This is a genomic window from Tsukamurella sp. II2bb, from assembly GCF_057815145.1.
Genome location: NZ_JBYPZI010000010.1, coordinates 157877 through 182078, shown reverse-complemented (window position 1 = coordinate 182078; position 24202 = coordinate 157877). Strand labels below are relative to the sequence as shown.

At 71.0% G+C, this 24202-nt stretch carries 25 protein-coding genes; 9 read left to right on the top strand and 16 right to left on the bottom strand.

Annotated features, from left to right (window positions below; translation table 11 throughout):
- Positions 1 to 100: 100 nt before the first annotated feature.
- Complete coding sequence (locus tag AC21LY_RS20620) at positions 101 to 1360, top strand: MFS transporter (protein ID WP_489048430.1); 1260 nt, start codon at positions 101 to 103, stop codon at positions 1358 to 1360.
- 17 nt (positions 1361 to 1377) lie between these two features.
- Here AC21LY_RS20620 and AC21LY_RS20615 read toward each other — a convergent pair whose 3' ends face one another.
- The 10 genes from AC21LY_RS20615 to AC21LY_RS20570 all read right to left on the bottom strand — a co-directional run bounded on the left by AC21LY_RS20615 (position 1378) and on the right by AC21LY_RS20570 (position 10074).
- Positions 1378 to 2286, bottom strand: a complete 909-nt coding sequence (locus tag AC21LY_RS20615) for a phosphatidate cytidylyltransferase (RefSeq protein WP_489048429.1) — start codon at positions 2284 to 2286, stop codon at positions 1378 to 1380.
- A gap of 2 nt (positions 2287 to 2288) precedes the next feature.
- On the bottom strand, positions 2289 to 2846 hold the full coding sequence (gene frr, locus AC21LY_RS20610) for a ribosome recycling factor (protein WP_489048428.1): 558 nt from the start codon (positions 2844 to 2846) through the stop codon (positions 2289 to 2291).
- A 49-nt stretch (positions 2847 to 2895) separates the two neighbouring features.
- Positions 2896 to 3669 (bottom strand): UMP kinase, encoded by a 774-nt coding sequence (gene pyrH / locus AC21LY_RS20605; RefSeq protein ID WP_489048427.1) that lies wholly within the window; start codon positions 3667 to 3669, stop codon positions 2896 to 2898.
- Position 3670: 1 nt separating this feature from the next.
- A complete protein-coding gene (locus AC21LY_RS20600) occupies positions 3671 to 4594 on the bottom strand; it encodes an SGNH/GDSL hydrolase family protein (protein WP_489048426.1) in 924 nt (307 codons plus the stop codon).
- Positions 4595 to 4604: 10 nt separating this feature from the next.
- Positions 4605 to 5366 carry a helix-turn-helix domain-containing protein gene (locus AC21LY_RS20595; protein ID WP_489048425.1) on the bottom strand — a complete coding sequence of 254 codons (762 nt, stop codon included), beginning with the start codon at positions 5364 to 5366 and terminating at the stop codon, positions 4605 to 4607.
- Positions 5363 to 5758, bottom strand: a complete 396-nt coding sequence (locus AC21LY_RS20590; protein WP_489048424.1) for a VOC family protein — start codon at positions 5756 to 5758, stop codon at positions 5363 to 5365. Before AC21LY_RS20590 ends, AC21LY_RS20595 begins: the two co-directional genes overlap by 4 nt.
- A 123-nt stretch (positions 5759 to 5881) precedes the next feature.
- Positions 5882 to 6706, bottom strand: a complete 825-nt coding sequence (tsf, locus tag AC21LY_RS20585; RefSeq protein ID WP_489048423.1) for a translation elongation factor Ts — start codon at positions 6704 to 6706, stop codon at positions 5882 to 5884.
- Positions 6707 to 6739: 33 nt separating this feature from the next.
- Positions 6740 to 7573, bottom strand: a complete 834-nt coding sequence (gene rpsB, locus AC21LY_RS20580; RefSeq protein WP_489048422.1) for a 30S ribosomal protein S2 — start codon at positions 7571 to 7573, stop codon at positions 6740 to 6742.
- A gap of 265 nt (positions 7574 to 7838) precedes the next feature.
- A complete protein-coding gene (locus AC21LY_RS20575) occupies positions 7839 to 9377 on the bottom strand; it encodes an alanine/glycine:cation symporter family protein (RefSeq protein ID WP_489048421.1) in 1539 nt (512 codons plus the stop codon).
- Positions 9378 to 9477: 100 nt separating this feature from the next.
- Entirely contained in the window at positions 9478 to 10074 is a 597-nt protein-coding gene (locus AC21LY_RS20570) for a TetR/AcrR family transcriptional regulator (protein ID WP_489048420.1), read from the bottom strand.
- A 93-nt stretch (positions 10075 to 10167) separates the two neighbouring features.
- Here AC21LY_RS20570 and AC21LY_RS20565 point away from each other — a divergent pair, with 93 nt between their 5' ends.
- On the top strand, positions 10168 to 11643 hold the full coding sequence (locus AC21LY_RS20565; RefSeq protein ID WP_489048419.1) for a carboxylesterase/lipase family protein: 1476 nt from the start codon (positions 10168 to 10170) through the stop codon (positions 11641 to 11643).
- Here AC21LY_RS20565 and AC21LY_RS20560 read toward each other — a convergent pair whose 3' ends face one another.
- On the bottom strand, positions 11644 to 12993 hold the full coding sequence (locus AC21LY_RS20560; RefSeq protein WP_489048418.1) for a dicarboxylate/amino acid:cation symporter: 1350 nt from the start codon (positions 12991 to 12993) through the stop codon (positions 11644 to 11646).
- Positions 12994 to 13103: 110 nt separating this feature from the next.
- Here AC21LY_RS20560 and AC21LY_RS20555 point away from each other — a divergent pair, with 110 nt between their 5' ends.
- Together AC21LY_RS20555 and AC21LY_RS20550 are read left to right on the top strand one after the other, a co-directional pair.
- The gene (locus tag AC21LY_RS20555) at positions 13104 to 14309 is read left to right on the top strand and encodes a multidrug effflux MFS transporter (RefSeq protein WP_489048417.1); all 1206 of its coding nucleotides are present in this window, start codon (positions 13104 to 13106) and stop codon (positions 14307 to 14309) included.
- Between the two features lie 9 nt (positions 14310 to 14318).
- Positions 14319 to 15386 carry a M48 family metallopeptidase gene (locus AC21LY_RS20550; protein WP_489048416.1) on the top strand — a complete coding sequence of 356 codons (1068 nt, stop codon included), beginning with the start codon at positions 14319 to 14321 and terminating at the stop codon, positions 15384 to 15386.
- Positions 15387 to 15438: 52 nt separating this feature from the next.
- On the opposite strand, the gene AC21LY_RS20545 is transcribed toward AC21LY_RS20550, so the two are convergent.
- Positions 15439 to 15615 (bottom strand): hypothetical protein, encoded by a 177-nt coding sequence (locus AC21LY_RS20545; RefSeq protein ID WP_489048415.1) that lies wholly within the window; start codon positions 15613 to 15615, stop codon positions 15439 to 15441.
- Between the two features lie 140 nt (positions 15616 to 15755).
- Between AC21LY_RS20545 and AC21LY_RS20540 the strand changes: the two genes are divergently transcribed.
- The 4 genes from AC21LY_RS20540 (at position 15756) to zwf (ending at position 18818) form a co-directional block, all read left to right on the top strand.
- Positions 15756 to 16262: a M23 family metallopeptidase gene (locus AC21LY_RS20540; RefSeq protein ID WP_489048414.1), complete on the top strand. Its 507-nt coding sequence runs from the start codon at positions 15756 to 15758 to the stop codon at positions 16260 to 16262.
- On the top strand, positions 16259 to 16828 hold the full coding sequence (locus tag AC21LY_RS20535; RefSeq protein ID WP_489048413.1) for a hypothetical protein: 570 nt from the start codon (positions 16259 to 16261) through the stop codon (positions 16826 to 16828). Before AC21LY_RS20540 ends, AC21LY_RS20535 begins: the two co-directional genes overlap by 4 nt.
- Complete coding sequence (locus AC21LY_RS20530; RefSeq protein WP_489048412.1) at positions 16815 to 17135, top strand: hypothetical protein; 321 nt, start codon at positions 16815 to 16817, stop codon at positions 17133 to 17135. Before AC21LY_RS20535 ends, AC21LY_RS20530 begins: the two co-directional genes overlap by 14 nt.
- Positions 17136 to 17312: 177 nt before the next feature.
- Positions 17313 to 18818 carry a glucose-6-phosphate dehydrogenase gene (gene zwf / locus AC21LY_RS20525; protein ID WP_489048460.1) on the top strand — a complete coding sequence of 502 codons (1506 nt, stop codon included), beginning with the start codon at positions 17313 to 17315 and terminating at the stop codon, positions 18816 to 18818.
- Here zwf and AC21LY_RS20520 read toward each other — a convergent pair.
- Genes AC21LY_RS20520 through AC21LY_RS20510 form a run of 3 tightly spaced genes read right to left on the bottom strand, consistent with a single transcriptional unit; the run spans position 18815 to position 22269 of the window.
- Positions 18815 to 20038, bottom strand: a complete 1224-nt coding sequence (locus tag AC21LY_RS20520) for an alpha/beta fold hydrolase (protein WP_489048411.1) — start codon at positions 20036 to 20038, stop codon at positions 18815 to 18817. The two genes, zwf and AC21LY_RS20520, sit on opposite strands and share 4 nt — an antisense overlap.
- A gap of 23 nt (positions 20039 to 20061) precedes the next feature.
- Positions 20062 to 20958, bottom strand: a complete 897-nt coding sequence (locus tag AC21LY_RS20515) for a tyrosine recombinase XerC (RefSeq protein WP_489048410.1) — start codon at positions 20956 to 20958, stop codon at positions 20062 to 20064.
- 27 nt (positions 20959 to 20985) lie between these two features.
- Complete coding sequence (locus tag AC21LY_RS20510; protein WP_489048409.1) at positions 20986 to 22269, bottom strand: MFS transporter; 1284 nt, start codon at positions 22267 to 22269, stop codon at positions 20986 to 20988.
- A 191-nt stretch (positions 22270 to 22460) separates the two neighbouring features.
- On the opposite strand from AC21LY_RS20510, the gene AC21LY_RS20505 reads away from it, so the two are divergent.
- A complete protein-coding gene (locus AC21LY_RS20505) occupies positions 22461 to 23012 on the top strand; it encodes a YdeI/OmpD-associated family protein (RefSeq protein ID WP_489048408.1) in 552 nt (183 codons plus the stop codon).
- A gap of 26 nt (positions 23013 to 23038) precedes the next feature.
- Here AC21LY_RS20505 and dprA read toward each other — a convergent pair whose 3' ends face one another.
- Positions 23039 to 24202, bottom strand: coding sequence for a DNA-processing protein DprA (gene dprA, locus AC21LY_RS20500; RefSeq protein WP_489048407.1), 1164 nt, complete (start codon positions 24200 to 24202; stop codon positions 23039 to 23041).

The window sequence follows — 24202 nt, the reverse complement described above, 5'->3', positions numbered from 1 at the left end:
GCTGCACTGCGCTAAAAAGAAGCTCCAGGATTAATCCCGCTTTGTCGGCAAGACCGGGCCGCGGTCCGGTCCGGCCGACGACGGTGAAACAATGTAGTTCGTGCGTGCATGGATCATCTGGTCGGTGGCGACCTTCGCCTACGTCGTCGCGGTGCTGCAGAGGACGTCCTTCGGCGTCTCCGGCACCGAGGCCGGTGAACGGTTCGCCGCCGCCCCCGCCACCCTGTCGGCGTTCGTGGTGCTGCAGCTCACCGTCTACGCGGTGATGCAGATCCCCGCGGGCCTGATGCTGGACCGGTTCGGCTCACGCCGGCTGATCGTGAGCGGCGCCCTGCTGATGGCGCTGGGCCAGCTGGCGCTCGGCCTCACCGAATCGCTGCCGCTCGCCATCGCGGGGCGCGTCGCCGTCGGGAGCGGCGACGCCCTCACCTTCGTCTCGGTGCTGCGCCTGGTCCCGGCGTGGTTCCCGGTGCGCCGCACCCCGCTGATCACCCAGTTGACGGGCATGACGGGGCAGCTGGGGCAGGTGCTCTCGGCGGTGCCCTTCGCCGCCCTGCTGCACCGCAGCGGGTGGAGTGCGGCGTACTCGTCCGCGGCCGCGCTCAGCCTGTTCACCGCGATCGCCGTGCTCGCGACGGTCCGCAACGCCCCGGCCGGACGGACGGCCCCGCACCTGACGGTGAAGGTCGCCGAGATCCCCGGGATCCTCCGCGCGACGTGGATGCATCCGGGTACCCGGCTGGGCTTCTTCACACACATGGGCACGATGTTCTCGGTGACCGCGTTCATGCTCATGTGGGGCGTGCCGTACCTGACGAGGGCCCAGGGCCTCACCTCGAACGAGGCGGGCGCCGTGGTCAGCTTCGGCGTGCTGGCGACGCTGGCGTCCGGCCCGATCATCGGCTTCCTCACGGGCCGGTTCCCGGTGCGCCGCTCGTGGATGGTGATCACGATCATCCTCGCCAGCGCGGCGCTGTGGACGATCGTCCTGGTCCGCGACGAGCCCTCGCCCGTGTGGCTGCTGACGCTGCTGGTGCTCGTGATCGCCGTCGGCGGCCCCAGTTCCGCGATCGGCTTCGACTACGCCCGCACGTTCAACACGACCCGGGTGCTGGGCACCGCCCAGGGCATGGTCAACATCGGCGGCTTCCTCGCGAGCCTGGTGCTGATCCAGGTGATGGGCGCGGTCATGGGCGCGGGCGCGGGCCTGACCTTCGACGGCTTCCGCGCGGCGTGGCTGGCCCAGTACCCGCTGTGGGCGATCGCGCTGGTCGGCGTCATCGTGACCCGCCGCAAGGCGCGGCGGCGCGAGGGCATCACCCCGCGACCGCTCCGCGAAGCCGTGCGCCACCTGCACTGACGGGCCGGCGGTAGGCGCTACGTTCCCATCAACGCGGCCAGCGCCGCCCAGACCACGACCGCGCTGGGCAGCAGCGAGTCGAGACGGTCCATGATGCCGCCGTGCCCGGGCAACAGTGTGCCCATGTCCTTGATCCCCAGGTCGCGCTTGACCTGGGATTCGAGCAGGTCACCGAGCGTCGCGGTGATCACCACCACGGGGCCGAGCAGCAGACCCCACAGCGGCGGGACGTCGAGCAGGAACTCGAGCACCAGCACGGCCCCGATCGCGCCGGCCACCATCGACCCGGCGAAGCCCTCCCAGGACTTCTTGGGGCTGATCGCGGGCACCATCGGGTGCTTGCCGAAGAGCACCCCCGAGGCGTAGCCGCCGACGTCCGAGCAGACCACGAGGATGATCAGCGCGGCCACCCGCTGCGGGCCGCGTTCCTCGGGGAGCACCAGCATCGCGCCGAAGGACGCGAACAGCGGAACCCAGGCGAGGACGAAGACGGTGGTCGAGATGTCGCGGGTGAAGGAGTTCGGCTCCGCGGTGCTCCGGTGCCCGAGCAGCCGCCAGATCATCGCGACGAGCACGGTCGCGACGAAGGCCGCCAGCACCCCCTCCGGTCCCAGCGGCCAGCTCAGCCAGATGATGGCCTGCCCGCCGATGAGCATCGGCCACAGCTCCAGGTTGGTGCCCGCGGCGCGGAACCGCTTGACCACCTCCCAGGTGGCCACGGCGACGGCCGCGGCGACGAGCGGCACCCACAGGTGCGGCGCGAAGTACAGGATCGCCACGATGAGGGCGCCGAGGCTGACGCCGACGCCGATGGCCGCCGGAAGGTTGCGCCCGGCGCTGATCTTCCGCTTCCCGGGCTCCGACGGTGCCTCGGGCGCGCCCGGGACGGAACTGTCGGCACCGACCGAGTCGGGGGTTTCCGGCACGGCTAGACCTCCATCAGATCGGCTTCCTTGCGCGCCACGAGTTCCTCGACCTGGGCGACGTACTTGGCCGTCGTCTTGTCGAGTTCCTTCTCGGCGCGAGCCACGTCGTCCTCGCCGGCGTCGCCGTCCTTGGCGATCTTGGCCAGCTGGTCGTTGGCCTTGCGGCGCACGTTGCGGATGGCGACCTTGGCGTCCTCGCCCTTGCCCTTGACCTGCTTGACCAGGTCCTTGCGGCGCTCCTCGGTCAGCTGCGGGATGCCCACGCGGATGAGCTGGCCGTCGTTGGTGGGGTTGACGCCCAGGTCCGAGTTGCGGATCGCCGTCTCGATGTTGCCGAGCTGGTTCGCCTCGTAGGGCTTGATCACCACGAGCCGCGCCTCGGGCGTGGTGATCGAGCTGATCTGGGTGATGGGGGTGGGCGAGCCGTAGTAGTCCACGACCACCTTGTTGAACATCGCCGGGTTCGCGCGACCGGTGCGGATCGACTGGAAGTCCTCCCGGGCCACCGAGACGGCCTTCTCCATCTTCTCCTCGGCGTCGAAGAGCGTTTCGTCGATCACTTGGGTCACACGTCCTTTGCTGTGAAAATTTCAGTGGTGGTGTCCGGCGTCAGGGCCGGACGAGGGTGCCGATCTTCTCCCCCGCGACGGCGCGGGCGATGTTCCCCTCCTCCAGGAGATTGAACACCAGCATCGGCATCTTGTTGTCCATGCAGAGGCTGAAGGCGGTCGCGTCGGCCACCTTCAGGCCCTTCTCCAGCGCGGCGCGGTGCGTGATCTCGTCGAAGAGCTCCGCGTCGGGGTTGGTGCGCGGGTCGCTGTCGTAGACGCCGTCGACGGCCTTGGCCATCAGCACGACCTCGGCACCGATCTCCAGCGCCCGCTGCGCGGCGGTGGTGTCGGTCGAGAAGTAGGGCATGCCCATGCCGGCGCCGAAGATCACGACGCGCCCCTTCTCCAGGTGCCGCTTGGCGCGCAGGGGCAGGTAGGGCTCGGCGACCTGGCCCATGGTGATGGCGGTCTGCACGCGCGTGTCGACGCCTTCCTTCTGGAGGAAGTCCTGCAGGGCGAGGCAGTTCATCACGGTGCCGAGCATGCCCATGTAGTCCGAGCGGGCGCGGTCCATGCCGCGGTTCTGCAGTTCGGCGCCGCGGAAGAAGTTGCCGCCGCCGATGACCACCGCGATCTCGTGGCCGCTGCGCGAGACCTGGGCGATCTGCTGCGCGACCGTCGTCACCACGTCGGGGTCGAGCCCCACCTCGCCGCCGCCGAACATCTCGCCGCCCAGCTTGAGCAGCACGCGCTTGTAGCCGTGCCGCGCCTGTTGCTCCGTCGCGTCCTGATCCGTCTGCTGTTCCTGGGCCGTGTCCGTCACGCCGACCATCCTATGCGGGCGGCGCGGATCCTCGGAGCCGGTCCTCGATCAGGTTGCCCAGGGCCCGCTGTCCGGCGGCCGTCGGATGCAGTCCGTTGGCGTCCGGCTCCTGCGCCTTGAGCTTGATCCCACCCAGCCGGACGTACGGGTCCGGGTCGCACGCGGTGCGGTCCATGGGCGGCCGGACGTACATCACCCGACGGTCCGCGGCGACCTCGCGGATCAGCCGGTCGACGCTGCGGTACCAGGTGCGCCAGTGGTCGACGTTCTCCGCGGGGATCCCGGCCCGGTCGAGGCAGGCGGGGTCAGGGGCACCGTCGAGCGGGAACAACGGGAGGTAGCCGACGAGGACGACCCGCACGTCCGGCGCGGCCGCCTTCTTGATGGCGTCGACGGTGGCGGCGTACTGGGCGCGCACGAAGTTCCAGCCCTGCGAGCCGGGGAGGTCCTGGGTGGCGGAGGCGGCGCAGCGGTCGTCCGGATCGCCGAAGCAGTGCACGACGATGTTGCCGAAGCCCAGCGAGTTCGCGCCGATGACGATGGTCACCAGCCGCGTGAACGGCCCCACCCCGTAGAGCTGCGGAGACGTGTTGGGCTTCGGCGAGGGCTGCGTCAGGTCGTCGAGCGTCGCGCCCGAGCACGCCCGGTCGGTGAAGGAGTAGGGCTGCAGGCGTTGGGCGAGGACGTGGCCGAGGTCGTCGCCGTTGCGGGCGCACAGGTCCATCGGCCGCATCTTGACGCGCGAGCCGGACGCCGCGTAGCTGTCCCCCATCGAGACGTACTGGGCGCCCCCGGGGAGATCGGGGATGTAGTTGATGGGGTTGCTCTGGTAGTGCACGTAGCCGCTGCCGCCCCCGATGCGCGCCGACGCCCCCAGCGCGAGGGCGAGGCACGCGACGAGGGCGATCGCGATCGCGCGCCGGATCCAGGACACCTCGGCGAGACTACACAGGCGTGAACTCGCTCCTGCGACGCGCGAGGTAGGCCGACGGTGCGTGGCCGACGAAAGCGCGGACCTCGCGGCTGAAATGGGCCTGGTCGGCGTAGCCGGCGCGGACCGCGACGTCGGCGGCGGGGACCCCCGCCTCGAGCGCGCGGCGCGCCGCGTCGAACCGCATCAGCCGCGCCGCCTGCTTGATCCCCATCCCGAACTCGGCGGTGAACCTCATCGCGAGGTACCGTGCCGACCAGCCGGACCGCTCGACCAGCTCGGCGACGGTGACCCTGCCCTCCCGGGCCGCGAGGTGGGCCCAGGCCGCCGCGGCGTCGGGCTGTACCTCGCGGCCGGAGGTCGCCCGGCGGGCGAGCACCGCCGCCGCGACGGCCTCTCGACGGGCCGGCGGTGCGGCCGCGACCCTGCCGTAGAGTTCGCCGGCGAGCCCCGGCACGAGATCCTCGAGTTCGACGGCCGCTCCCCCGAGTTCCGCCGCCGGAGCGCCCGTCAGCGCGCGGACGAGGCTCGGCCGGACGTCGACCTGCACGCCGAGCTGCGCACCGTCGTGGTGGACCAGATAGGGCGCGGGATGCATGCCCGAGAGGCACAGCCGGAAGGTCGTGGGCTCGGGCAGGCCCGGGCCGGTGAGGTCGAGGCCGTCGCCGAGGTCGACGATCATCGTGAGCGTCGGCGAGGGCACCGCGAGGTGGGTGCCCGGCGCGGCGCCGCTGATGTCGTAGGCGACCGCCCGGGCGATCCCGGGTGCACTCACCCCGCGTAGGTACCGAAACTCCACCTGTTGCCCTCCGGATCGGCGACGGAGAATCCTCGTGACCCATAGTCCTCCTCGGCCATGTCCCGCACCAGGCGGGCGCCGAGTCCGGTGGCGCGGGCGTAGACGGCGTCGGGGTCGGTGACGACGACGTAGATGTTGGCGCTGCCCGTCGGCGAGGAGAAGGTCGAGTCCTGCTTGCAGGCGGAGTGGATCATGACCCGGCCCCCGTCGGGCCAGAGCATCTCGGAGTGCACCACCTCCCCGTCACCATCGCCCTCGACGAGGATGCCCTCCTCGAAACCGAGGCGCCGCAGCCATTCCCGCGCGGCGAGCGCATCGTCGTAGGTGATTCCCGGCCAGATGTTGACGTCTTTGCGTGTCGTGTTCATGCCTCAAGACTGACAGCCGACGGCACCGTCGGGCTTGAAGATTTCCGCACGCCCCGGAGCGAACACGACGAGGCCCGCACCGATCGCGATCGGTGCGGGCCTCGTGCGCGGAGACGGGAGGAGTTACTCCTGGCCGACCTCGAAACGGGTGAAGGCGAGGACCTTCGCGCCCGCCTCGTCCAGCACCTGCTGGACGGACTTCTTGCTGTCGGTCACCGACGGCTGATCGGGAAGGACGGTGTCCTTGTAGTACGCGATCGTCTTGCCCTCGATGATCTTCGGCAGCGCCTGCTCCGGCTTGCCCTCGGCACGCGCGGTCTCCTCGGCGATGCGACGCTCGTTCTCGATGACGTCGGCCGGAACCTCGTCCCGGCTGGCGTAGCGCGCCTTGAGCGCGGCGACCTGCATGCCGGCGCCGCGAGCGGCCTCGGCGGCGGTGTCACCCTCGCCCTCGAACGAGACCAGCACGCCCACGGCGGGCGGCAGGTCCGAGCTGCGCTTGTGCAGGTAGACGGCGACGGGGCCGTCGTAGCGCGCGATGCGGCGCAGCACGAGCTTCTCACCCAGCTTGGCGGAGGCGGCCTCGATGCGCGACGCGACGGTCTCGCCCTCGAGGGGCAGCTCGAGAACGGCCTCGACGGTGGCGGCGTCCGACGCGGCGGCGGCCGAGACGATCGCGTCGGCCAGCTCCTGGAACTCCGCGTTCTTCGCGACGAAGTCGGTCTCGGAGTTGAGCTCGATCAGCACGCCGTCCTTGGCGGCCACGAGGCCCTCGGCGGTGGAACGGCCGGCACGCTTGCCGACGTCCTTCGCGCCCTTGATGCGCAGCACCTCGACGGCCTTGTCGAAGTCACCGTCGGTCTCGGTGAGCGCGTTCTTGCAGTCCATCATCCCCGACCCGGTGAGGTCGCGGAGACGCTTGACGTCAGCGGCGGTGTAGTTCGCCATGTATGCGGCTCCTTAGCTTGGTAGGAAGAACTGTTACTCGGCGGCCGGGGCCTCGGTGGCCGCAGCCTCGGCCGCGGGGGCCTCGGCGGCGACGGTGGCGGACTCCAGCAGCTCCTGCTCCCACTCGGCGAGGGGCTCGCCGGCGCCGGCCTCGGGCTTGGCATCGCCGGTGGCGACGCCCGCGCGGGCCTGCACGCCCTCGGCCACGGCGGAGGCCACGACCTTGGTCAGCAGAGCGGCGGAGCGGATCGCGTCGTCGTTACCCGGGATCGGGTAGTCGACGAGGTCGGGATCGCAGTTGGTGTCGAGGATCGCGATGACCGGGATGCCCAGCTTGCGGGCCTCGCCCACGGCGATGTGCTCCTTGTTGGTGTCCACGACCCAGATGGCCGAGGGGACCTTGGCCATGTCGCGGATGCCGCCGAGGGTGCGCTCGAGCTTGTTCTTCTCACGCGTGAGCATGAGGATTTCCTTCTTGGTGCGACCCTCGAAGCCACCAGTCTGCTCCATGGTCTCCAGCTCCTTCATGCGCTGAAGACGCTTGTGGACCGTCTGGAAGTTGGTGAGCATGCCGCCCAGCCAGCGCTGGTTCACGTAGGGCATGCCGACGCGGGTGGCCTCTTCGGCGATCGACTCCTGGGCCTGCTTCTTGGTACCGACGAAGAGGACGGTGCCACCGTGGGCGACGGTCTCCTTGACGAACTCGTAGGCCTTGTCGATGTAGGTCAGCGTCTGCTGCAGATCGATGATGTAGATGCCGTTGCGGTCGGTGAAGATGAAACGCTTCATCTTCGGGTTCCACCGACGGGTCTGGTGACCGAAGTGCGCGCCGCTGTCCAGCAGCTGCTTCATGGTGACGACAGCCATGATGCCTCTTTCGTAGTTGCAGTTGTTCACGCCGCGACGGCCCTCGTTTCCGCTGGTCAGCGGACGAGAGGCGATGCGCGGTGTCCTGGTGCTCCGCCGCACTGCACTCCTTCGGGGAAGGAGACCGCGCTGTACGGCACGCCATGGGCGCTGGGGAACACGCGTAGTCACTCCGCCATCGGGACGGAGCGCAGGGATCAGTGTACGCCCGCACCGTCGACCTGCGAAATCGTGGCGTTCCCCCAGGTCGACGGTGCCGCACGCGTCAGGCGTCGACGGGGTCGGGGCGACGGTCGGCCGCGCGCCGCTCCCAGAAGGTCGCATTGGCGATACCGAGCGATGCCGGGTCGAACTGCGGGTCGATGCCGAGCTTCTTCTGCCGCTCGTAGTCGCGCAGGGCCTTGAAGGCGGCGTTCTGCAGGACCAGGATGCCGATGACGTTGAGCCAGGCCATGAGCCCGACGCCCAGGTCGCCCATCGCCCACGCGTCCTTCGCGGTGGACACGGCGCCGATCGTCACCGACACCAGGATCAGGATCTGCAGCGCCATGGTCAGGACCCGGCCGAGCGGCGTGCCGATCACCGGCACGACGGCGGTCGCCGCGCGGCCCATGAGGAACCGGAGATTGGTCTCGGCCATGTAGTAGTAGGCCACGATCGTGGTGAAGCAGAAGAACGCGAGCGAGACCGCGATGAAGGTCGCCCCGGCGCCGTTGAAGACGGTGTCGAAGCCCTGCTGCGCGTACGCGGGCCCCACCTCCGGGTCACCGGTCAGCGCCCCGCCGTCCCGGAGCACCCGGCCCGAGGCCGAATCCCCCTCGAAGACCCGGTAGGCGCCGGTGCTGAGGATGATGAACGCGGTGGCCGAGCACACGAACAGCGTGTCGACGTAGACGGCGAAGGCCTGCGCGAGCCCCTGCTTGGCGGGGTGGCTGACCTCGGCCGCGGCGGCGGCGTGCGGGCCGGTGCCCTGGCCGGCCTCGTTGGAGTAGATGCCGCGCTTGACACCCCACATCACCGCGGTGCCGATCAGCGCGCCGAAGCCGGCCGAGAGGTCGAAGGCGTCGCTGACGATGAGGCCGAAGACGCCCGGGACCGACTCCAGGTTGAACGCCATGATGACCAGGGCCGCGAAGATGTAGACGATCGCCATGAACGGCACCACGATCGAGGCGAAGGTCGCGATGCGCTTGACCCCGCCGATGATGACGAAGGCGAGCACGATCACGATGCCGACCGCGGCGATCCACGGCTCGATCCCCCAGGCGCCCTCCATCGCGACGGCCATCGAATTCGACTGGACCATCGGCATGAGCAGGCCGCACGCGACGACGGTGACCGCGGCGAACAGGAGCCCGTAGACGTTGCCGACGGCGGCGAACCGGGTGTGCGCGAACGCCCGCCGGAAGTAGTAGGCGGGGCCGCCGCGGTACTCCCCCGTGAGCTGGTCCCGCTCCTTGTAGATCTGGCCGAGCGTGCACTCGACGAACGAGGTGGACGCGCCGAGGAAGGCCATGACCCACATCCACAGCACGGCGCCGGGGCCGCCGAAGGCGATCGCGGTGGCGACACCGGCGATGTTGCCGGTGCCCACGCGCCCGGCCAGCGACATCGCGAGCGCCTGGAACGAACTCACACCCGAGGCGGACTTCTCGCCGCGCGCCAGCTGCCCCAGCATCGCGGGGATCTGGCGCACCTGCACCAGTCTCGAGCGGATCGAGAAGAAGACGCCGACCCCGAGGCACAGGTAGATCAGGGCGGGACTCCACACGTACTCGTTCAGGGCGGCCAGCAGGTCGGACATGCGAGCAACGATAAAGGGTGGGTCAAGAAACCGGGCTGTATCGGCGAGCTTTCGTTACTCACAAGTAATCTCGCCACAAAGATCACCCCGCGCCGGCGGGTCAGCGCACGAAGAGCTCGTCGAGATGACGGTCGATCGCGGCGAGGGCGTCGTCCGGCGCGATGACCCCCAGCTCCAGGAGGGGCGTCAGGCCGGTCAGCGCGAGCAGCCTGTCCGTCTCGGTCGACGGTGCCCGGTCCCCCGCGATCCGGCCGTCGGCGATCGCACCACGCACCAGCTGCTCGACCTGCGCCCGGCCGCGGCTCATCCCCTCGCGGGTCCGGGCGCGGACGTCCTCGTCGTGCAGCGCCTCGAGGACGTAGGCGGCGTTCATCCGGCTGGTCGCGCGCGAATCCGGGTGCAGGGGAAGCATCTCGACGAGCACCAGGCGCAGCACGTCGCGCGGGTGCGGATCCGCCCCGAGGCGCGCCAGCCCGGCGGCCACGCGCGCCGCGCTCTGCTCCGCGGCGAAGTCCATGGCGAAGGCGAGCAGTTCCCGGCGGGAGGCGAAGTAGTGCTGGACCTGGCCGTGCGACATCCCGGCCTCCTTCGCGACCTCGCGCAGGCTCAGCCGGAGCACGCCCGAGGCGTCCACCACGCGCCACAGCGCCCGCGCGATCGCCTCGCGGCGCTCCCGGTGATCGACCTGTTTCGGCACGGCGATTCCTCCCGGTCGTTCCAATACACTTGAAATAATACAACTGGCTGATAACGTCGGAGGGGACGACACGCCGACCCGAAGGAGGCCGACATGCAGGAGCAACCGAGGATCAGGACGGCGGAGGGCGTCGTCGAGGGAAGGCGCATCGGAGGCGTCGCGACCTTTCGGGGCATCCCCTACGCGCAGCCGCCCGTCGGACCGCTGCGCTTCGCCGCCCCCGCACCCGTTCCGCACTGGGAGGGCGTGCGACCGGCGGCCGACTTCGGTCCCCCGCCGCCGCAGTCCGGGCCCGGTCCGCAGGCGGACGCGTCCGACGATCCGAACTGGCTCACCGTCAACGTCTGCACACCGGACCCCGACCGGTCCGGGCTGCCCGTCCTGGTGTGGATCTGCTGCGGCGGGTACATGGCCGGGAGCGCGGCCGACCCGATGTTCGATCCCACCGCCCTCGCGGCCCAAGGGCTCGTCGTGGTGAGCGTGCAGTGCCGGATGGGTGCCGAGGGCTTCGCGCTGCTGGACGGCGCACCGTCGAACCGGGGCCTGCTCGACCAGATCGCCGCGCTCGAGTGGATCAACCGGAACATCGCCGCGTTCGGCGGCGACCCCGATGCGGTCACCATCGCAGGCACCTCGGGCGGCGCGGGGTCGGTCGCCGCGCTGCTCGCGATCCCGCGAGCGCGGCCACTGTTCCGGCGGGCCATCACCCACTCGGCCCCCGGGATGCACATCACCCCGGCGCTGGCGCGCGAGGTCACGGCCGCGCTCGCGGAGCGCCTCGGCGTCACGCCCAACGCAGCGGGGTTCGCGGAGGTTCCACCGCAGCGACTCGCCGAGGAGGTCACCGCCCTCTGCATCGACTCCCCCGCGCACAAGGACGAATGGGGCCGCCTCGCCCGCCTCGGCATCGTCGTCTGCCCGATCATCGACGGTGACCTGCTGCCGCGGACCCCGTGGGACGCGCTCGGCTCCGGCGCCGCCGCGGGCATCGACCTGCTCGCCGGGCACATGCGCGACGAGTTCCGGCTGTTCAGCATCATGATGGGCGTCCGCGGCACGTTCACGGACCAGGACGCGGCCAACGCGCTCGAGGTCTTCGCCCCCGGCGGGCCCGCCGAGTACCGTGCCGCATATCCGGACACGACGGCGGACGAGCTGGTGGAGACCGTCTACTCGGACGCCACCTTCCGCATGCCTACGGTGCTGCTCGCCGAGGCGAACGCCGCGGCCGGCGGCACGTCGTTCCTGTTCGAGATCCGCTGGGAGTCCGAGGTCTACGGCGCCTGCCACAGCATCGACATCCCGCTGGCCTTCGGGACGCTGGACTCCCCGACGGGGCGCCTGTTCTTCGGCGAGAACGCCCCGGCCGGGGCACGCGCGGTCTCGGGCGAGCTGCTCCACGCCTGGGTGCGGTTCTGCGCCAGCGGCGATCCGGGCTGGCCCCGCTACGACGCCGACCGCCGGAGCACCCGCCTCCTCGACGCCCCGTCGACTACCGCGCCCTATCCGGAGGAACGCTCGCGCCGGATCTGGGAGGGCCAGCCGCCGGCGCCCTTCGCGCCCGCCTGATCAGGCCGCGACGGGCGCGGGCTCCTCGGACTCGTCGGCGTAGACGTCCGTGCGCGGGGCGTTGTACGCATCCTCGTCGAGGATGCCCTCCTGCTTGGCGACGATGGTGGGGACGAGCGCCTGGCCTGTCACGTTGAGCGCGGTGCGGCCCATGTCGACGATGGGCTCGACGGCCAGCAACAGGCCCACACCCGCGAGCGGCAGCCCGAGGGTCGACAGGGTGAGCGTGAGCATCACCGTCGCGCCGGTGGTGCCCGCGGTGGCGGCGGAACCGATCACCGAGACGATCACGATGAGCAGGTAGTCGGTGATGCCGAGGGGGATGTGGAAGAACTGCGCCACGAAGATCGCTGCGATCGCCGGGTAGATCGCCGCGCAACCGTCCATCTTGGTGGTCGCGCCCAGCGGCACCGCGAACGAGGCGTACTCGCGCGGCACGCCGAGGTTCCGCTCGGTGACCCGCTCGGTCACGGGCAGCGTGCCGATCGAGCTGCGGGAGACGAAACCGAGCTGCGCGGCCGGCCAGACGCCGCTGAAGAACTGCCTCACCGAGAGCCCGTGCGCCCGGATGATGGCCGGGTACACCACGAAGCCCACGATCAACAGCCCCAGGTAGATCGCGCCGGTGAAGACGCCGAGCGAGCCGATGGCGTCCCAGCCGTAGGTGGCGACGGCGGTGCCGATGAGGGCGGCGGTGCCGAGCGGCGCGAGGCGGATGATCCACCACAGCACCTTCTGGATGATCGCCAGCAGCGAGGCGTTGAAGGCGATGAAGGGCTCCGCCTTCGCCCCCACCTTGAGCGCGGCGATGCCGATCGCGGCGGCCACCACGAGGACCTGCAGCACGTTGAAGCTGAGCGAGACGGCACCGTCGGAGGCCTTGGCCTGCAGGCCGAGGAAGTTGGACGGGACGAGCCCCGTCAGGAAGGCCCACCAGGAACCCATGCTCGACGGTGCCTTGCCCGCGCCGGTCACGGTGGTGTGCGCGCCGGGCTGCAGCACCAGGCCGAGGACGATACCGACGATCACCGAGATGAACGCGGTGATGGCGAACCACAGCAGCGTCTTGCCGGCCAGGCGCGCGGCGTTGGTCACGTTGCGCAGGTTGGCGATCGAGGCGATGACCGCGGTCACCACGAGCGGCACGACGGCGACGGTGAGCAGCTTGACGTAGCTCGAACCGATCGTCTTGAGCGTGCCGACCAGCCAGTTGACGTTACCGTCGGCGGCGGGCGCCATGCTGCGGGCGAGCAGGCCCAGGAGGACGCCGGCGATGAGGCCGACGATGATCTGGAAGCCGAAGTTCTTCAGCAGCGCGGGCACGCGCGATGGGCTTTGCACGGAGGACATGTCGGTGGTCAACGATTCGCGCGACGTCGGTGTTCCCTTTCGCTCACGCTGAGCGGAATGCCGCTCGGCCCGGATTTCGCCCTACTGTGCACCTGCGATTGGATTGACGGGTGCAACGATCCCGCGAGGACTCCCGAAAACCCCCAGGAGAGCTCCGCCTGGCCCTCATCCTGGGCTCGCTGTCGGCGTTCGGGCCGATCACCACGGACCTCTACCTCCCCGCCCTTCCCGCCGCGGCCGACGATCTCAGCGCCTCCCAGCCCGCGATCCAGGGCACGCTCACCGCGTGCCTCCTCGGCCTCGCCATCGGCCAGATCCTCGTGGGACCGCTCTCGGATTCGATCGGGCGGCGCCGACCGCTGATCGTCGGGATGGCGCTGTTCGTGGCGAGCTCGCTGCTGTGCGCGGTCGCACCGTCGGTGTACCTGCTGGACGTCGCGCGCATACTGCAGGGCGCCGCGGGCGCGACGGGGATCGTCCTGAGCCTGGCCATCGTCCGAGACCTGTTCGACGGTGCCGCCGCCGCACGGATGATCTCCACCCTCATGGCGGTGGGCGGGATCGCGCCGATCGTCGCGCCCCTCGCGGGCGCGCAGCTGCTGCGGTTCACCGACTGGCGGGGGCTGTTCGTGGTGCTCGCGGGGCTCGGCGTCGCGCTGCTGGTGGTCGCCGCCGCGGCGGTACCCGAGACGCTGCCGGCGGCGGACCGCCGGCCGACCGGCTGGGGATCCGTCACGGGCGCCTTCGCCATCCTGGCCCGGGACCGCCGGGTCGTCGCGCTGACGCTGACCAGCGGCCTCGCCTTCGCGGTCCTGTTCGCCTACGTCTCCACCTCCGCGTTCGTCTTCCAGAGCCACTACGGCTACTCCGCGGCGGAGTTCAGCCTGGTCTTCTCGGCGAACGCGGTGGGCCTGCTCGTGACGAACCTCGTCGGCGGGCGACTGGTCGGCAGGGTGCCCTTGGCGACGCTGCTGCGGATCGGGCTCGCGTGCATGGTGGCCGGTGCCGCGGCCTCGCTCGTCGCCCTGACGATCGGGCACCCGCCGCTGGTGATCGTCTCGTTGTTCGTCACGGTCTCGAGCCTCGGTCTGGTCATGCCGACGGTGGCCGCGCTCGCCCTGCGCGATCACGGCGACCTCGCGGGGACCGCCTCAGCGGCGCTGGGCGCGGCACGGATGGGCCTGGGTGGAGTCGCGGCGCTGTTCGCCGGTGCCGGCGGGAACCCCGTCGTCCTGGGGTCGGTGATGGTCTTCTGCGCCGTGGGCGCCGCGGTGTCCTTCGTAATCGCCAAGCGGTTCCCAACCGCGAGTCGGTAACGTGGCAGTATGACCGATTCAGTCGCTCGGAGCTACCGTTCGCTACCCGGAATCAGCACTCGCGCGTGGGAGCACCCCGCAGATCGGGCCGCGCTCGTCGCCCTGCGCAACCTCAAGGGCTTCGACACCGTGCTCAAGGCGATCTCGGCGCTGCTGCGCGAGCGCCAGCACCGTCTCCTCTACCTCGCCTCCGGCGTGCGCGTGGACGACCGGCAGTTCCCGCACCTGCACGACCTTCTCGAGGACTGCGTCCGGGTCCTGGACGCCCCGTCGACGCCCGAACTGTACGTCGTGCAGGACCCGACCGTGAACGCCATGACCATCGGCATGGACCGGCCCTTCATCGTGCTCACCACGGGCCTGCTCGAGCTGCTCGACGCGGAGGAGCAGCGCTTCGTCGTCGGCCACGAGCTCGGCCACGCACTGTCCGGGCACGCCGTCTACCGCACGATGCTCATGCACCTGCTGCGGCTCGCGGGCAGCTTCGGCTGGGTCCCGATCGGCGGGTGGGCGCTGCGCGCCATCGTCGCGGCGCTCATGGAGTGGCAGCGCAAGTCGGAACTCTCCGGCGACCGTGCGGGCCTGCTGTGCGTGCAGGACCCCGATGTCGCGCTGCGCGTGCACATGAAGACGGCCGGCGGCACCCGGCTCTCCGAGATGGACACGCAGCGCTTCCTCGCCCAGGCCGCCGAGTACGAGCGCACCGGCGATCTGCGCGACGGCGTGCTCAAGCTGCTCAACCTGGAACTCCGGTCGCACCCCTTCTCGGTGCTGCGCGCCGCCGACCTGAACAGGTGGGTCGAGCGCGGGGACTACGGCCGCATCCTCGGCGGCGACTACCCCCGCCGGGCCGACGACGACACGGCGAGCACCGCCGAGGAGTTCAAGGCCGCGGCGCGCGGCTACAAGGACGGCTTCGACGCCTCCGCCGACCCGCTGATCACCACCCTGCGCGACTTCGGCGCCTCGGCGGTGAACACCGTCGGCCAGGGCGTCACCGACGTCGCGACCGGGGTCGGCCGCAAGATCGACGAGTGGCGCCGGAACGCGGCCCGCAAGCACGACGAGGGCGAGTGAGCACCGGGCCGTCCTTCGAGGCGGACCACGCCCCGAGGCCGCGGAGGGTAGGTCAGTCCGGCGGGAACAGCGCGTCCAGGTCGATCCGCAGCGGACAGGGCACCGTGGACGTGAACGCTCCGCGCACGGTCTCGGCGCGATAAGCAACGAACCGCGCGGATGTGTCCTCCCCCAAGGCACACCACTGCTCCAGCGACATCCGTTCGGGATGCTGCGGCACGGCGGTCATGGGGCGCAGTGTACGCCCGACGATCGGTGGACCGGGGTCCGAAACGGCGCTCCGCACCCGCCTTGTGGATAACGCGTTTTCCTCCACATGCAGGCCGCCCGGGCCCCGTTCCCGACGGTGCCGTGCGGCACCGTCGGAGCATGCGCACGACGGTCCGCTCCGCCCTGGTCCTCCTCGTCCTCCTGCTCGGCGCGCCCCCGGCCGGCGCTGCGGGAGACTACGACTGGCCGCTCGACCCGCGGCCGGCGGTCGCCCGCCTGTTCGCGAACCCGGAGAAGCGGTGGCAGCCCGGCCACCGCGGTGCCGACCTCGCGGCCGCCGCCGGCCAGATCGTCTACGCCGCCGGCGCCGGACGGGTGCACCACGTGGGACGGGTCGACGATCGGGTCGTGGTCTCGGTCCTGCACCCGAACGGCCTGCTGACCACGTACGAGCCGATCGACGAACCCGCTGTCCGCGCCGGCGACGAGGTGGGTCGCGGATCCCCGCTGGGCCGGGTCGCAGCCGGCCACGAGGGCTGCCCCACCACAGCGTGCCTGCACTGGGGGCTGCGGCGCGGCGCGGGCAGGGCGGCGCAGTACTACAACCCGCTCCTGCTCGTCGGCGCCGCCCCGGTGCGACTGCTGCCCGATGCGGATGCTCCGTGACGCTGCCGCCCCCGCTCACCGGCCCGGACGATGCCCCCGCGATGGACTGGGTTCTGCCCGCCGACGTTCACGTCACTGCCACGCCCAGTGGCACACAGACGGATCCGTCCATCGTGCTGAGCTATTGCGAACTGGTCCGTTTCAACGCCATCGCTCCGGACACCGACGCGGAGCGGTGGAAGTACTTCAATGACGACGAACGCGCGATCGCCGAGTTCCTGCAGGAGAAAGGGGTTCGGGTCCGATCGGTGCGGGAGTTCAAGAAGCGCCGCCCACCCGACTCGATCACGGTGGTGGGGAACGAGCCCGTCGAGTTCAAGAAGCTCGATCCCACAGTCGTGCGCGGCTACAACCACCTGACCATGCTCGACAACGTCGAGGAGATCGCCGTCAAGTGCCGTCGCGGCGTGGTCGACGCCCGGGCCACAACAGTCGCCCCTGGCCAGGCGGTGGGCGAACTTCGGGCCGCAGTCGAGAAACACGGTGTCAACCTCGACGAACTCGTCATGATCGTCCCTTCAAACCTCGGTGCGATCGCAGTATCATGGCGACGTGGGAGCCTATGAGCGGACGCTGAAGGTCGGCGGCGTGACCGAGGAACAGGTCGCCGCCGCCGCTGCCGTGCTCGACGATCTTCCCGAGTTCGACGGCGAGGACGAGTGGGCCCGCGGTTACACGCGCGACACCTCATCGTGGCTGCCCGAATACCCCGTCGCCCTCGACGTCGAAGGCAACCGCGACAACAAGACGCTCGTCGAGCAGTACCTGGCCCGCGCCCGCACCATGCTCACCGAGGCGCATCCCGGCGTGCGATTCCTCACCGAAAGCGACCTCGCCCGCTACGAACCGGGCGTCGGCAGCTCTGTCGCCTAGCTGTTGCGAAGCCCTCCCCGCCCCCTCGAACTGCGATTCAACCCGGCGGCGTACACCGGTTGACCGGGTAACCCGACACGTACCGGACACGAGTGCGACGATGGTGCCGTGACGGACGAACACACCCGAGACAGCGCACCGTCGGACACGGGAGACGGTTCCACCACCGCGGAACGGCTGCAGGAGGCCCAGTCGATCGCCTACCCCAGCGGCTCCACGCGGCGCTCCCGCAAGCCGCCGCAGGAGGCCCCCACGCTGGTGGTGCTGTTCGGTGCCACCGGCGACCTCTCGCGGCGCAAGCTCCTCTGCGGCCTCGGCTACCTCGCCGTCTCCGGGCTCGCCCCGGACATGCGGGTCATCGGCACCAGCCTCGACGACATGACCGACGACGAGTTCCGCGCCTTCGCCAAGAAGGCCATCGACGATCTCGGCGCCCGCAAGCTGACCGCTGCGCAGTGGGAACAGTTCGCCCCCAAGCTGTCCTACGTCAACACCTCCGCCGGCCCCGAGGTCCTGGCCGCCGCCGTCGCGGAGAAGGAGAAGGAACTCGCCGACGTCGACGCCGAGGGCGACGTGGAGCGGGTGCGCCGCCTCTACTACCTCAGTGTGCCGCCGAAGGCCGCGACCAAGGTGATCGCGACGCTCGATGCGGCGAACCTGGTGGAACGCTCGCGGGTCGTCATGGAGAAGCCCTTCGGCGAGGACCTGGAATCGGCACTGGCCCTCAACGACGAGGTCCACAAGACCTTCAAAGAGAAGCAGATCTTCCGGATCGACCACTTCCTCGGCAAGGAGGCGGCGCAGAACATCCTGGCCTTCCGGTTCGCCAACGGGCTCTTCGAACCGATCTGGAACCGCAATTTCATCGACCACGTCCAGATCGACATCCCGGAGTCGCTGGGACTCGACGCGCGCGCCGCGTTCTACGAGCCGACCGGCGCGTACAAGGACATGGTGGTCACCCATCTGTTCCAGGTGATGGCCTTCGTCGCGATGGAGCCGCCCACCGCCCTGGAACCGCGCGCGATCTCGGAGGAGAAGAACAAGGTCTTCCGGTCGCTCGAACCGATCCAGCCCGAGGACGTGATCCGCGGCCAGTACGCCGGCTACCGGCAGGAGAAGGGCGTCGACCCGGAGTCCGACACCGAGACCTTCATCGCGCTCAAGGCGCGGATCGACAACTGGCGCTGGGCCGGCGTACCGTTCTACCTGCGCACCGGCAAGAAGATGGCCCAGGGGATGCGGATCATCTCCATCGCCTTCAAGGAGGCGCCGAAGTCGATGTTCCCGGCCGGCTCGGGCATCGGCCAGCAGGGCCCCGACCACCTCACCTTCGACCTCGCGGACGAGTCCAAGGTCTCGCTCTCCTTCTACGGCAAGCGGCCCGGTCCGGGCATGCGCCTGTCGAAGCTGGCGATGCAGTTCTCCACCGAGCACACCGATCAGGCCGACGACGTCCTGGAGGCCTACGAGCGGCTCATCCTCGACGCCATCAACGGTGACCACACGCTGTTCACCACGGCCGAGGGCATCGAATCGCTCTGGGAGCGGTCGATCCCGCTGCTCGACGATCCGCCGCCGGTGCGCCAGTACGAGCCGGGCTCGTGGGGCCCGAACTCGATCCACCAGCTGATCGCTCCGAACGCCTGGCGCCTGCCCTTCGAGCGGAACTGGCGCGACTAGTCTTCACCCGGGCGGGTACCGCCCGGCAGCGCCAGGTCGACGGCGAGCCCCGCGCGGATCAGCCGGCCGAGCGCGCCCGAGGCGCCCTCGCGGGGCAGGGCGGCGATGTCGCGGGCCAGGGCCGGAAGCAGGTGATGGGTGCCCTCGGCTACGCCCCGGGCGACGGCGAGCCCCGCCAGCCGATGGGTGTCCAGCGCGCTGTGACCGGTGTCGGCAAGAGGCACCAGTACCCCGTCGGGCAGGAGTCCGACGGCGCGTTCGGCCACCGGCCGCGGCGTCCGCAGGTCCCTATCGCCGGAGACGACGGCGGTGGGCCACGCGAACGTGGGCAGTCGCGCCAGCAGGTCTTCGGGTTCGCCGCGGAAGGCCGGGGCGTCGTCGCGGACGAACATCGCCTGTGGATCCAGCGGTAGCCCGTCCGGCGCGTACGACGCCCCGAGCTCGGCGTGGCTGATGTCCTCCACCAGGTCCGGTTCGATCACGAACCGCCGCCCGGTCCCCGCGACCTCGTCCGCTCCGAGTCCGGCGATGGCGCGCCAGGCCCGCAGGCCACGGCCGCGGGCCCGCTCCCGCAGCAACCGTTCCAGCACCGCGGGCCCGCTGAACTCGTAGACCACCTGTGCGACGTGCCCGACCTCGTCGATCGGGGCGACGCCACCGTCGATCAGGCCCCGGACCAGCGCGGCGATCGGGCCGTCACCGGTCAGGAGGAGTTCCCGCCGGTACGCCCGGGTCATCACCAGGTCGCCCTCGACGTCGAGCATCGTCGAGTCCAGCACCATGCCCGCGACCCGATCCGGATGTCGCGCGCCGAAGACCTGCGCGAGGGCCGTGCCGTAGGAACACCCGTAGATCACGGCGCGGGCGATACCGGCGTCGTCGAGCACGGCGGCCAGGTCGTCGACCACCGCCCCGATGGTGACCGCGTCGCGCGGCAGGTCCCGCCCGGCCTGATCCCGTCGCGACGCTCCGACCCCGCGGTGCTCCATCATCACCACGTCGAAACCGCGCGCCGCCGCCCGTCGGCGAAAGGCGCGGTACGGCACCAGGGAGGCCATTCCCGGTCCGCCCGGCAGCACTACGAGCGGGATCGGGTTCGACGGCGCCGGACGCGCGTAGGCGATATCGGCGTCGGTGGAGCCCGCCGGGCGCCGGACGCGGCCACCGGCACCGCGCCGCACTTCGGATTCGGCCAGGGCTTCCAGTCCGGTCGGGCGCATGGCCCCCACCGTACGGAACCGGTTCAGGCGCGCGGGTGCGCCTGCTCATGCGCGGCCCGCAGCCGGGCGACGCTCACGTGGGTGTAGAGCTGCGTGGTCGCCAGGGACGAGTGTCCGAGGAGCTCCTGTACGACGCGCAGGTCGGCGCCACCGTCGAGGAGGTGGGTGGCGGCGGTGTGCCGGAGCGCGTGCGGCGCCACCTCGCGACCGCCCGGCACCGAGCCGGTCACCTGGTGCACGACGGTGCGCGCCTGCCGCGGATCGAGCCGCCCGCCGCGGGCGCCGAGGAACAGGGCATGGCCGGACCGCTCGGTCACCAGGGCCGGCCGGGCCTCGTCGAGCCAGCGCCGCAGCGCGGCCCCGGCGGGCGCCCCGAAGGGCACGATCCGTTCCTTGTCCCCCTTGCCGATCACGGTGAGCACGCGGCGCCCGTGGTCGACCGAGCCGAGATCGAGGCCGCACAGCTCGCTCACGCGAATCCCCGTGGCGTACAGGATCTCCGCAATCGCGAGGTCCCGGACGGCTATCGGATCGCCCTCCGCCGCCCCGGAGGTCGCGTTCGTGAGCGCCTGCCCGGCATCGTCGGCGGAGAGGACCGTGGGCAGCGTGCGGCGCGCCCGCGGGGCTTTGAGCCGTACGCCCGGGTCGGAGTCCAGGTGGCCGCGCCGGGCGGCCCAGGCGGTGTAGGCACGGGCCGACGATGCCTGGCGCGCCAGGGTGGTCCGCGCGGCACCGGAGGCGGCCCGCTCCCCCAGCCAGGCCCGGAGCGTCGCCAGGTCCAGACGGTGCGCCGCCACCCCCCGCTCCTCCGCGAAGGCCAGCAGGGAGGTCAGGTCCGCGAGGTACGCGCGCACCGTGTGCTCGCTGCGGCCGCGCTCGAGCCGCAGGTACCTCTCGTACTCCGCCAGCGCCTCGGTCATGGCTCCAGCGTAGGCCGAGGGCGGGTGTCAATCCGGGAGCGGTGCGTGCGCCGTCTCGCGGCAGCGGTACACGACGGGTAGCGCGACGAGGTGCAGCAGCACCAGGTAAAGCGGGAACACCAGGTCCAGACCGCGCTCGTGCAGGGCCGTGCCGATCGCGGGAACCGTGCCGCCGAAGATCGCGGTGGCGAGCGCGAAGGCGGTGCCAGTGGCGAGGACGCGGATCCGCGCGGGGAACATCTCCGCGAGCGCGGTGCCGAGGCAGGCCATCATCAGGGCCGTGATTCCCATGCCCGCGCACTGCACGGCCAACACGGTGAGGAAGCCGTCCGAGATCACCAGGAACAGGGGCACCGTGCACACCGCTCCGGCGATCAGCGAGGCGTACATCATGGGCCTGCGCCCGATCCGGTCCGAGAGCATGCCCAGCGGGATCTGGATGAGGCCGTAGACGACGAAGGCGATCGCCGAGATCGTCACGGCGCTCTCCTTGTTCAGCCCGGCGGTGAGGATCGCCCAGGTGGGGACGAAGGTGCTCCACGCGTAGAAGACCGCCGCGGTCGCCGAGGCGAGGACGAAGGCGCGGCCAAAGTCCGCACGGTGCCCGGCGAGGATCTCGCGGTACGGGCTCGCCCCGGCCGTGAGCTCGCCCGTCCCCACGAGGGTCTCCGCGGCGCTGCGCCTGATCCACCACGCGACCACCGCCAGGGCCGCGCCCACGAGGAACGGGACGCGCCAGGCCCAGTCGGCCATGGCGTCGACCCCGACGGTCCGGACGAGCAGGGTGATGGCGAGCAGGCACAGCACCTTGCCGATGCTCGAGCCGACGTTGACGATGCTGCCGTAGGCACCACGACGGCCGGCGGGCGCGGACTCGACGAGGAAGGCCGTCGCCGTGGAGAGCTCGCCGCCCGTGGAGAGCCCCTGGATCAGCCGCGCCACCACCAGGATCACCGGGGCGAGGACTCCCACCTGCGCGTACGTCGGGGCGAGGCCGATCATCAGGCTGCCCAGCCCCATCATCGCGACCCCGACGGCCAGGGTCGGCCGCCGCCCGTACCGGTCGGCCATCCGGCCCATCAGCACGCCGCCGATGGGCCGCGCGAGGAAGCCGACGGCGAAGACGGTGAAGGTGGCGAGCAGGGGAACGACGGACTCCGCGTCACCGGGGAAGAACTGCCGGGAGAAGTAGATGGCGAGGAAGGAGTCCGCGCTCCAGTCGAAGTACTCGACCAGGTGCCCCACCGAGCCGGTGAGGACCTGTGTACGCCGCCTCGCGCCGGTGCCGGTGGGCGTTCCGATATCCGTCACTGTGCTCTGCGCTCCCCACTCGACCGGCACGGGGAGTTCCCGCGGCGAGAACACTCACCGGGTCCGCGCTGACGTGAAGGATACCCTCACCTCGGACCCGGCGCCGGATCGGTCACGAATCGAGAAGCCGGTGCGGGGCCGAGCTCGTAGTGTCGAGAACAGGCCGACGCACCAGCTACGAGGAGGCAATGATGTGCAGCTACAGCGCCACCCCCATCCGGTTCACCGCGGTCGCCGAGACAGTGGGCGGGCGGACCCTCGTCCGGCTACCGGCCGAGGCCAGCGCCGCGCTCCCATCGCGGGGACAGGTCGCGGTGGTCGGCAGCCTGGACGGCGGTGACTTCCGCACCGTGGTCGAGCCGGACGGCCGGAAGGGCCACTGGATCGCCCTCGACGATGCCCCGGTGACGGCGGGCGACGTGGTCGCGCTGGAGATCTCACCGACGAAGGACTGGCCCGAGCCGACGGTGCCCGACGACCTGCGGGCAGCGCTCGACGCCGCCCCGGACACCATCGACATGTGGACCGACATCACCCCGATGGCCCGGTGGGAGTGGGTCCGGTGGATCGGCGCCACGAAGAGCCCGGCGACCCGCGCGAAGCGGGTGGACGTGACGATCTCGAAGATGCGCTCGGGCAAGCGCCGCCCGTGTTGCTTCGACCTCTCCTCGTGCACCGACCCGGACCTGATGAAGAACGGCCGGCTGATCGCGCCGGAGAACGCCGTGGCTCACAGCACGTAGCCCGCCGCCCCGGATACCGCACGCGCTCACGACGCCTCGTCCTCCCGCGCCAGGCGCCACGAACCGCCGTCGCGGCGTACCAGCCCCCTGGTTTCGAGCAGCGCGAGCTCGCCCATCACCACACGGGCCGGCAATCCGGCGAGCACCGCGATCTCCGACACCGGGAGCGCCGCCCTGGCGGGCAGCGCGTCGTGCACCCGTAGGGCGTGCGCACCGAGGCCGTCGGTCGGGCGCGCGGGAACGGCGAGCTCGGCCGCGAGCTCACCGATCCGCCCCACCTCCTCGATCACCTCCGCCGAGCGGGTCACCAGCACGGCACCCTCACGGATCAGTTGATGGCAGGTCACCGAGGTGACGGCCGTGACCGGGCCGGGCACGGCGCACACCGGCACCCCGCGGCGCCGGGCCCACGTGGCGGTGTTCTTGGTGCCCGACCGGAACCCCGCCTCCACGACCACGACTCCCCCGGTGGCCGTGCCCACGATCCGGTTGCGGTTGAGGAACCGGTGTCGCGCCGGAACGACGCCCGGCGGGTACTCGGAGACGAGCAGCCCCGACTCGGCGACGCGCCGGAACAGCCCCGCGTGCCCGGCGGGATAGGGCCGGTCCAGGCCGCCGGCCACGAAGGCCACCGTCGGCCCGCCGGCGGCGAGCGCGGCGCGGTGCGCGACGCCGTCGATGCCGTAGGCGCCGCCGGAGACGATCGTGAAGCCCTCGGCCACGAGGTCCCCGGCGAAGTCGTCCGCCACCCGCTCCCCGTAGCTCGACGGTGCCCGCGTCCCCACCATCGCCACCGACCGCTGCAGCAGTTCGTCCAATCGTCCGCCGCCGACGACCCACAGCGCGACCGGCCGCAGTTCGCGCACCTCGTCCTCGTGCTCGGTGTCCTCAGAGGGCGTCCGCTCGGCGAGCCGGCGCAGGACCTGCTCGGGCCATTCCTCGTCGTCGGGGGTCACGAGTCTGCCGCCGAGGCGCGCGATGTGCGCGAGATCGGCCTCCGCCCTGTCGGTCCGCGCCCGCCCGACGGTGCCGTCCGCCACGTCCTCGAAGCCCGCCGCGAACTCCTGCCGGCGCACCATGTCCGCCGCGGCGACCGGCCCCACCTCCTCGATCAGACCGACCAGCGGCGCGCAGGGCGGCTCGGCCACCCGGCTCAGGTACGCCCACGCGTGTCGTGCCTCGTCCGCCAT